The organism is Salipiger mucosus DSM 16094 (genome assembly GCF_000442255.1).
Taxonomy (GTDB): domain Bacteria; phylum Pseudomonadota; class Alphaproteobacteria; order Rhodobacterales; family Rhodobacteraceae; genus Salipiger; species Salipiger mucosus.
Window position 1 is genome coordinate 184,343 of sequence record NZ_KE557283.1, and the last position, 7,276, is coordinate 191,618.

Below are 7,276 nucleotides of genomic sequence, written 5' to 3' on the forward strand. Positions count from 1 at the left end.
CCCGTTCCGGCCGCCTCTCAGCCGTGATGCGCCGCCACGGTCTTGAGCACCGAGAAGCCGTAAAGCGCCTCGAACCCCTTTTCCCGTCCGTGGCCGGACTTCCCGATGCCGCCGAAGGGCAGCTCCACCCCGCCCCCGGCGCCGTAGTTGTTGATGTAGATCTGCCCCGAGCGGATCGCCTTGGCGAGCCGCATCTGCCGCGCCCCGTCGCGCGTCCAGATCCCCGAGGTCAGCCCGTAGTCGGTGCCGTTGGCGATGGCGACGGCCTCCTCCTCGGTGTCGAAGGGGATCACCACCTGCACGGGCCCGAAGATCTCTTCCTGCGCCAGCGCGTGATCCGGCGCCACCGGGCCGTAGAGCGTGGGCGTGACGTAGTTGCCGCCCTCGGGCAGCCCCTCGGCAAAGCGTCCCTTCGCCAGCACCGGCAGGTCGGCGCCGCGCTCGAGGAAGCCCTCGACGCGGGCCTTCTGCGTGGCGTTGATGAGCGGGCCGATGTCGCGGTCGTCGAGCGCCGGACCCACGACGCGGGCCTCGTAGGCCTCGGCCATGCGGCGGGTCAGCTCGTCCCAGATCGGCCGCTGCACGAGGATGCGCGAGGAGGCCGAGCAGGTCTGCCCGCCGTTCTGCAGCCCCGCGTTCACGAGGAAGGGCAGCGCCTTGTCGAGATCGGCGTCCTCGAAGACCACCTGCGGACCCTTGCCGCCCAGCTCCAGCGTCACCGGGATCACGTTGGCGCCCGCCGCCTGCTGCACGGCGGCGCCTGTGGCGACCGAGCCGGTGAAGCTGATGTGCTGGATGCCCGGATGAGAGGACAGCGCCGCGCCCGCCTCGGAGCCCAGCCCCGGCACGACGTTCAGCACACCCGCCGGCAGACCCGCCTCCTGCGCGAGCCGGGCAAAGGCCAGCGCCGTGAGGCAGGCATCCTCGGCCGGCTTCAGCACGCAGGCGTTGCCCATGGCCAGCGCCGCGCCGACCGAGCGGCCGATGATCTGCATCGGGTAGTTCCAGGGGATGATGTGCCCCGTCACCCCGTGCGGCTCGCGCAGGGTGTAGACGGTGTAGCCGTCGAGATAGGGGATCGTCTCGCCGTGCACCTTGTCGGCCGCGCCGCCGTAGAACTCGCAGTAGCGCGCCAGCGCCACGGCATCGGCGCGCGCCTGCTTGAGCGGCTTGCCGACGTCGGTCGCCTCGAGCTCGGCCAGGCGGTCGATGTTGGCCTCGACCAGCTTGCCGATCTCCGCGAGGATGCGGCCCCGCTCGAATGCGGGCCAGCGGCCCCACTCGCCATCCAGCGCCGCCTGCGCCGCGTTCACGGCGTCGTCGATGTCGCCGGCCGTGCCGCGTGCGATGCGGCCGATCTCCTCGCCCGTCGAGGGGTTCACCAGCGGCAGCGTCTCGGCGGTGTCGCGCCATTCGCCCGCGATGAGCACGCGCGCGGTGTCAGGGGATGTCATGTCCAGCATCGGTCTTTCCTCCTCCCTCGAGCGGTGGCAGGACCGGAGCCGCCGCTACAAGCGATTTGGTATACCAATGCCCGGGGTTGTCAAACACCTCCTCGGTCGCGCCGCGCTCGACGATCTCGCCAGAACGCATGACCAGCACCCGGTCGGTGATCGACCGCACCACGCCGAGATCGTGGCTGATGAAGAGATAGGTCAGCCCGTACTGCCGCGAGAGCTCGGCGATGAGGTCGAGGATGCGCGCCCGCACGCTGACGTCCAGCGCCGAGACCGCCTCGTCGAAGATCACCAGCTCGGGCCGGATGATGAGTGCCCGGGCGATGGCGATTCGCTGGCGCTGGCCACCCGAGAAGGCGTGGATGTGGCTCTCGGCATGTTCGGGGCGCAGGCCGACGGCCGTCAGCGCGTCCGCCACGGCAGCCTCGCGCGCGGCCCCGCGCGGCGGGTCGGGCAGCAGGTGAAAGGGCTCGGCCACCAGCCGGCCGACGCGGTGACGCGGGTTGAACGAGCCGTAGGGGTCCTGGAAGACGACCTGCACGCGGCGCCGCACCTCGGGGTCGGGGCGGCCGTGGTCCAGCACCGGGCGGCCATCCAGCGTGATGGTGCCGCCCTGCACCGGCTCGAGCCCGAGGATCGCGCGGGCCAGCGTGGACTTGCCGCAGCCGCTTTCGCCGACGAGGCCCAGCCGCTCACCCCGCGCGATGTCGAAGCTCACGTCGTCGAGCGCCCGGTGCGCGGCGCGCGGCGCGAAGAGCGCGCGGCGCGGCAGCGGGTAGTCGCGGCGGACCTCCTCCACGCGCAGCAGGCGCCCATCGGGCGCGGGCGGCGGCAGCGCGGCGCGGTGGCGCGAGGCCTCGAAGAGGCGGCGGGGGTAGGGGTGGCGCATCTGGGCGAAGAGGTCGGCGGTCGGGCCCTGCTCGACCACCTCGCCCTCCTGCATCACCGCGATGCGGTCGGCCATGCCCGCGACGACGGCAAGGTCGTGGGTGATCATGAGCAGCCCCATGCCCTCGTCCCGGACGAGGCCGCGCAGCAGCTCGAGGATCTGCGCCTGCGTGGTGACGTCGAGCGCCGTGGTCGGCTCGTCGGCGACCAGCAGGCGGGGCCGCAGGGCGATGGCCATGGCGATGACGACGCGCTGGCGCTGCCCGCCCGAGAGCTCGTGCGGGTAACGCGTGAGCGGCACGCGATCGGGCGGCAGGCCCACGCGCTCCAGCACCTCGCGGGCGCGGGCCTCGGCGCCCGCCCGGGGCGCGGCGCCGTGCACGCGGATCGTCTCCATGACCTGCGCGCCGATGGTCTGCACCGGGTTCAGCGCGGTCATCGGCTCCTGGAAGATCATCGCGACCTCGCGGCCGCGGATGTCGCAGAGCTGCGGCTCGGCGAGGCCCAGCAGGTCGCGCCCGTCGAGACGGATCGCGCCCCGGGCCGCGAGCCCCTGCGGCAGCAGCCCCATCACGGCGAGCGCGGTCATCGACTTGCCCGAGCCGCTTTCGCCCGTCAGCGCCAGGATCTCGCCCGGGGCGACGCGCAGCGAGACGTTGCGCAGGATGCGGTGGGTCCCGGCCGCGACGCCGAGGCTCTCGATCTCGAGCAGCTCGGTCATGCGCGCCGCTCCCGCAGCCGGGGATCGAAGCGGTCGCGCAGCCCGTCGCCCAGCAGGTTCAGCCCCAGCACCATGAGCACGATGGCGAGGCCGGGGATGATCGCCACGTGCGGCGCCAGCGCCACCATGGTCTGCGCATCCGCCAGCATCCGCCCCCAGGAGGGCACCGGCGGCTGCGCGCCAAGGCCCACGTAGCTGAGCCCCGCCTCGGCGAGTATGCCCAGCGAGAACTGGATGGTGCCCTGCACGATCAGCAGGTTGGCGAGGTTCGGCAGGATGTGCTCGGCGCTGATGCGGGGGGTGGACTTGCCCGCGACGCGGGCCGCGAGGATGAACTCGCGCCGCCAGAGCGACAGCGCCGCCCCGCGGGTGAGGCGGGCGAAGACCGGCACGTTGAAGATGCCGATGGCGACGATCGCGTTGACCGCGCCGGGGCCGAAGACGGCGGTGATGAGGATCGCGATCACCAGGCTGGGGAAGGCGAAGATCAGGTCGTTCGCCCGCATGATGATCTCGTCCAGCCAGCCGCCCTGCCGCGCGGCGGCGGCGAGGCCCAGCGGAACGCCGGCGCCCATGCCGATGCCCACCGCCACCAGCGCCACCGCGATCGAGGTCCGCGCGCCGGTCATGATCATGCTCAGGATGTCGCGGCCGAAGTGGTCGGTGCCCAGCAGGTGCGCGCGCGAGGGCGGCTGCAGCCGGGCGGCGATGTTCATCGCCTCGACGTCGCCGGGCGTCCAGAGGAACGACAGCGCGGCGGCGGCCAGGAAAAGCGCCGTGAGTGCCGCGCCTGTGACCAGTTTCGCGCTCATCGCCGCACCCTCAGGCGCGGATCGACGGCGGCATAGGCCAGGTCGGTCAGGAAGTTCACCGTGATGACGGCGAAGACCAGCAGCATGACCACGGACTCGACGACGATGAGGTCGCGCTGGGTGATCGCCTGGAAGATCAGCCGCCCCAGCCCCGGCAGGAAGAAGACCTGCTCGATGATGATGGCGCCGGCCAGCAGGAACGAGAACTGCAGCCCGATGATGGTCAGCACCGGGATCAGCGCGTTGCGCAGCCCGTGCCGCCAGAGCGCCTGCCGCCGGCTCAGCCCCTTGGCGCGCGCGGTGCGGATGAAGTCCTCGCCGAGGATGTCGATCAGCGACGAGCGCATGACCCGCGCGAGGATCGCCGCCTGCGGCAGCGCCAGCGCGACCGCCGGGAGGGTCAGCGCCTTGATCGCCTGCAGCGGGTCGTCCCAGCCGGGAAAGCCCCCGGCCCCGAACCAGCCCAGCGTCAGCGAGAAGAACAGCACCAGCAGCATGGCGAACCAGAAGTTCGGGATCGCCACACCGAGCTGCGTCGCGGCCATGACGCCCATGTCGCCGGCCCGCCCGCGCCGCGCGGCGGCGTAGATCCCCGCCGGGAAGGCGAGCAGCACCGCGAGGCCCAGCGCGTAGAGCGCCAGCGGCAGCGAGACCCGCAGGCGCTCGGCCACCATGCCGGCGACGGGCGTGCGATAGGTGTAGGAGGTGCCGAAATCGCCGGTCAGCATGCCGCCGACCCAGTCGAGGTATCGCTCGGCCCGCGAGACGTCGAGGCCGAGCTCGGCGCGCAGGTTGGCGACCGTGCCCGGATCGGCGTTGATGCCCAGCATGTAGCTCGCCGGATCGCCCGGCGCGACCTCGACCACGAGGAAGATCACCAGCGAGGCGACCAGCAGCGAGACCGCCAGCGAGATCAGACGTTTGAGCGCGTAGAACCCCATGCGGCGGAGCCTAGGCGCGCGCGGCCGGACGGTCCAGCGGGCAGAGGGCGCAAATCGCCGGCACGGGTTCGCCAAGGGCGTCGATTTCCGGCGTTCGACCCTCGACATTCACGCCACGCGCCCGCATGTGACACCGGACAGCCTGCTTCCGCCACCCTGCAGCCGGGACCCGCGCATTGGATACCGCCGCGCTCATCCGCGAGTTCATCACGCTACTCGTCGTGATCGATCCCATCGGGACGATCCCGGTCTTCCTGTTCGCCGCGCAGGCCGTGCCGGCGGCGCTGCACCGGCGCCTCGCCCTGCGCGCGATCCTGATCGCGACGCTGGTGCTGCTGGCCTTCCTCGTCGGCGGCCAGGTGGTGCTCGAGACGCTGGGTCTTCGGCTGGGCTCCTTCCAGGTGGCTGGCGGTGTGATCCTGTTCCTCTTCGCGATGACGATGATCTTCGGCGAATCGAAGCCCGACCGCGAGATCGAGGAGGCCGGACGCGACCACCTCGCCGGTGCGGTCTTTCCGCTGGCCATGCCCTCGATCGCCTCGCCCGGCGCGATGCTGGCCATCGTGGTGCTGACCGACAACCACACCGAGACGCTCTCGGACCAGGCGGTGACGGCCGGTCTGCTGGTGGCCGTGCTGCTGCTCACGCTGATCGTGCTGCTGCTGGCCGGGCGGATCTACCGCCTGATCGGCAACACCGGCACCAGTGTCATCAGCCGGGTGATGGGCATCGTGCTGGCGACGATCGCGGTGGACTCGGTCTTTGGCGGGCTCGATGCGCTGGGGATCATCAGCCTCGCGCCCGGCGCGGCCGAAGGGCCGCTCTGAGCACGGGCACGGCTCAGCGCGCCAGCAGCTCCAGCGGGTCGTAGCCCATGCCCCGGTTCCAGGCGACCTCGGGCAGGCTGTCGGGCTTGAAGCGGATGCCGGCCATCTCCTCGCGCGAAAAGAAGCGCCTTGTGTGCACGATGCCCTCGGGATCGGCCCAGTCGTCGGGCAGCTCGGGGGCGGTCATGGTGCAGCGGAAGAAGATCTCGACCTGGTGAAAGCCGCTGCCGGGGTCGTGGTACTCGTTCACGAGACAGGGCGGGCCGACATGCACCGAGAGGCCGGTTTCCTCGTGGACCTCGCGGGCGAGGTTGTCGGGCAGCGAGGCGCCGGGGTTCACGCCGCCGCCGGGGGCGCACCACAGGTCGCTGCGGTGCCCGGGCCAGGCGTTGACCATCAGCAGCCGGTCGTCGCGCAGGATCACCGCGCGGCAGGCGAGACGGGGAGAGGCGGACATGTGCAGGGCTCCTTTCGCCCTTTCATAGGGCGGCCCGACCCCGTATCTCAAGCGCCATGACGCCATCTCTCTGCCTCCGACCGAACCGATGATCGACGCAACCCTCGACGGCGCCCGCGTGATGACGCCCGACGGCTGGCAGCAGGTTCCGCTGCCGCTCGCCGGGGGGCGCGTGGCCAAGGCGCCCACCGGACGCCGGATCGACCTGCGCGGCTACGACCTTCTGCCGGGGATCGTGGACGCCCACGGCGACGGCTTCGAGCGGCACATGGCCCCGCGCCGTGGCGCCCTGCGTGAACGGGCGGCGGGTGTCGTGGCCTGCGCGGCCGAGCTTGCGGCGAGCGGCATCACCACGGCGGCGCTGGCGCAGTTCTGGTCCTGGGAGGGCGGCATGCGCGGCCCCGACTTCGCCGAGGAGGTCTTTGCCTCGGTCGCCGAGGTCGCGCCGACGGTGCCCGTGGACCTGCGCCTGCAACTGCGGCTCGAGACGCACTACCTCGAATCCTTCGAGCGCGCCGAGACGGCCATCGACCGCTGGGGCATCGATTACGTCGTCTTCAACGACCACCTGCCCCACGCGCGGCTGGCCGAGGGGCGCCGACCGCCGCGCCTGACCGGGCAGGCGCTGAAGTCCGGCCGCAACCCGGAGGCGCATCTCGCACTGATGCAACGCCTGCACGCCGAGGGCGCGGCGGTGCCAGGGGCGCTCGACGCGCTCTGCGCAGGGCTGGGCGCGCGCGGCGTGATCATGGGAAGCCACGACGACCGCACGCCCGAGGCGCGCGCCGCCTGGCGCGATCGGGGCGTGCGCGTCTCGGAGTTTCCCGAAACGCTCGAGGCGGCGCGCGCCTCGGGCGTGCGGTCGTCGTGGCTTCCCATGATCACGCCGCGCGCGCCCAGCCCTGCGCAGAGCGCGTCGAGCGCCCCTGGCACCGCCGCGCCCTCGGCGTGCAGGCGTTGCATCAGTGCGAGATGCGCCTCCGGGTTGCGGCCGGACTTCAGCGCCTGCCCGGTCAGGCGCGGCGGTGCCAGGGGCGCTCGACGCGCTCTGCGCAGGGCTGGGCGCGCGCGGCGTGATCATGGGAAGCCACGACGACCGCACGCCCGAGGCGCGCGCCGCCTGGCGCGATCGGGGCGTGCGCGTCTCGGAGTTTCCCGAAACGCTCGAGGCGG

General features: G+C 72.2%; 7 protein-coding genes. 2 read left to right on the forward strand and 5 right to left on the reverse strand.

What is annotated here, in order from left to right; translation table 11 throughout:
• Positions 1 to 17: 17 nt before the first annotated feature.
• Genes SALMUC_RS23265 through SALMUC_RS23280 form a run of 4 tightly spaced genes read right to left on the reverse strand, consistent with a single transcriptional unit; the run spans position 18 to position 4,819 of the window.
• Positions 18 to 1,454, reverse strand: a complete 1,437-nt coding sequence (locus SALMUC_RS23265) for an aldehyde dehydrogenase family protein (protein WP_020043312.1) — start codon at positions 1,452 to 1,454, stop codon at positions 18 to 20.
• A complete protein-coding gene (locus SALMUC_RS23270; RefSeq protein ID WP_020043311.1) occupies positions 1,441 to 3,066 on the reverse strand; it encodes an ABC transporter ATP-binding protein in 1,626 nt (541 codons plus the stop codon). The genes SALMUC_RS23265 and SALMUC_RS23270 overlap by 14 nt, the downstream gene beginning before the upstream one ends.
• Positions 3,063 to 3,878, reverse strand: coding sequence for an ABC transporter permease (locus SALMUC_RS23275; RefSeq protein WP_020043310.1), 816 nt, complete (start codon positions 3,876 to 3,878; stop codon positions 3,063 to 3,065). The genes SALMUC_RS23270 and SALMUC_RS23275 overlap by 4 nt, the downstream gene beginning before the upstream one ends.
• Entirely contained in the window at positions 3,875 to 4,819 is a 945-nt protein-coding gene (locus SALMUC_RS23280) for an ABC transporter permease (RefSeq protein ID WP_020043309.1), read from the reverse strand. The genes SALMUC_RS23275 and SALMUC_RS23280 overlap by 4 nt, the downstream gene beginning before the upstream one ends.
• Positions 4,820 to 4,995: 176 nt before the next feature.
• Between SALMUC_RS23280 and SALMUC_RS23285 the strand changes: the two genes are divergently transcribed.
• Entirely contained in the window at positions 4,996 to 5,646 is a 651-nt protein-coding gene (locus tag SALMUC_RS23285) for a MarC family protein (RefSeq protein WP_020043308.1), read from the forward strand.
• A gap of 13 nt (positions 5,647 to 5,659) precedes the next feature.
• Here the strand turns inward: SALMUC_RS23285 and SALMUC_RS23290 are convergent, their stop codons facing one another.
• Positions 5,660 to 6,103: an NUDIX domain-containing protein gene (locus SALMUC_RS23290; RefSeq protein WP_020043307.1), complete on the reverse strand. Its 444-nt coding sequence runs from the start codon at positions 6,101 to 6,103 to the stop codon at positions 5,660 to 5,662.
• An 88-nt stretch (positions 6,104 to 6,191) separates the two neighbouring features.
• Here SALMUC_RS23290 and SALMUC_RS23295 point away from each other — a divergent pair.
• Positions 6,192 to 7,276: alpha-D-ribose 1-methylphosphonate 5-triphosphate diphosphatase (locus SALMUC_RS23295; RefSeq protein ID WP_156883636.1), on the forward strand; the 1,085-nt coding region annotated here is incomplete at its 3' end.

What these genes read in the sequence shown, in the direction of transcription:
- SALMUC_RS23265 (WP_020043312.1), bottom strand. Translation starts at nt 1,454, where the DNA reads ATGACATCCCCTGACACCGCGCGCGTGCTCATCGCGGGCGAATGGCGC.
- SALMUC_RS23270 (WP_020043311.1), bottom strand. Translation starts at nt 3,066, where the DNA reads ATGACCGAGCTGCTCGAGATCGAGAGCCTCGGCGTCGCGGCCGGGACC.
- SALMUC_RS23275 (WP_020043310.1), bottom strand. Translation starts at nt 3,878, where the DNA reads ATGAGCGCGAAACTGGTCACAGGCGCGGCACTCACGGCGCTTTTCCTG.
- SALMUC_RS23280 (WP_020043309.1), bottom strand. Translation starts at nt 4,819, where the DNA reads ATGGGGTTCTACGCGCTCAAACGTCTGATCTCGCTGGCGGTCTCGCTG.
- SALMUC_RS23290 (WP_020043307.1), bottom strand. Translation starts at nt 6,103, where the DNA reads ATGTCCGCCTCTCCCCGTCTCGCCTGCCGCGCGGTGATCCTGCGCGAC.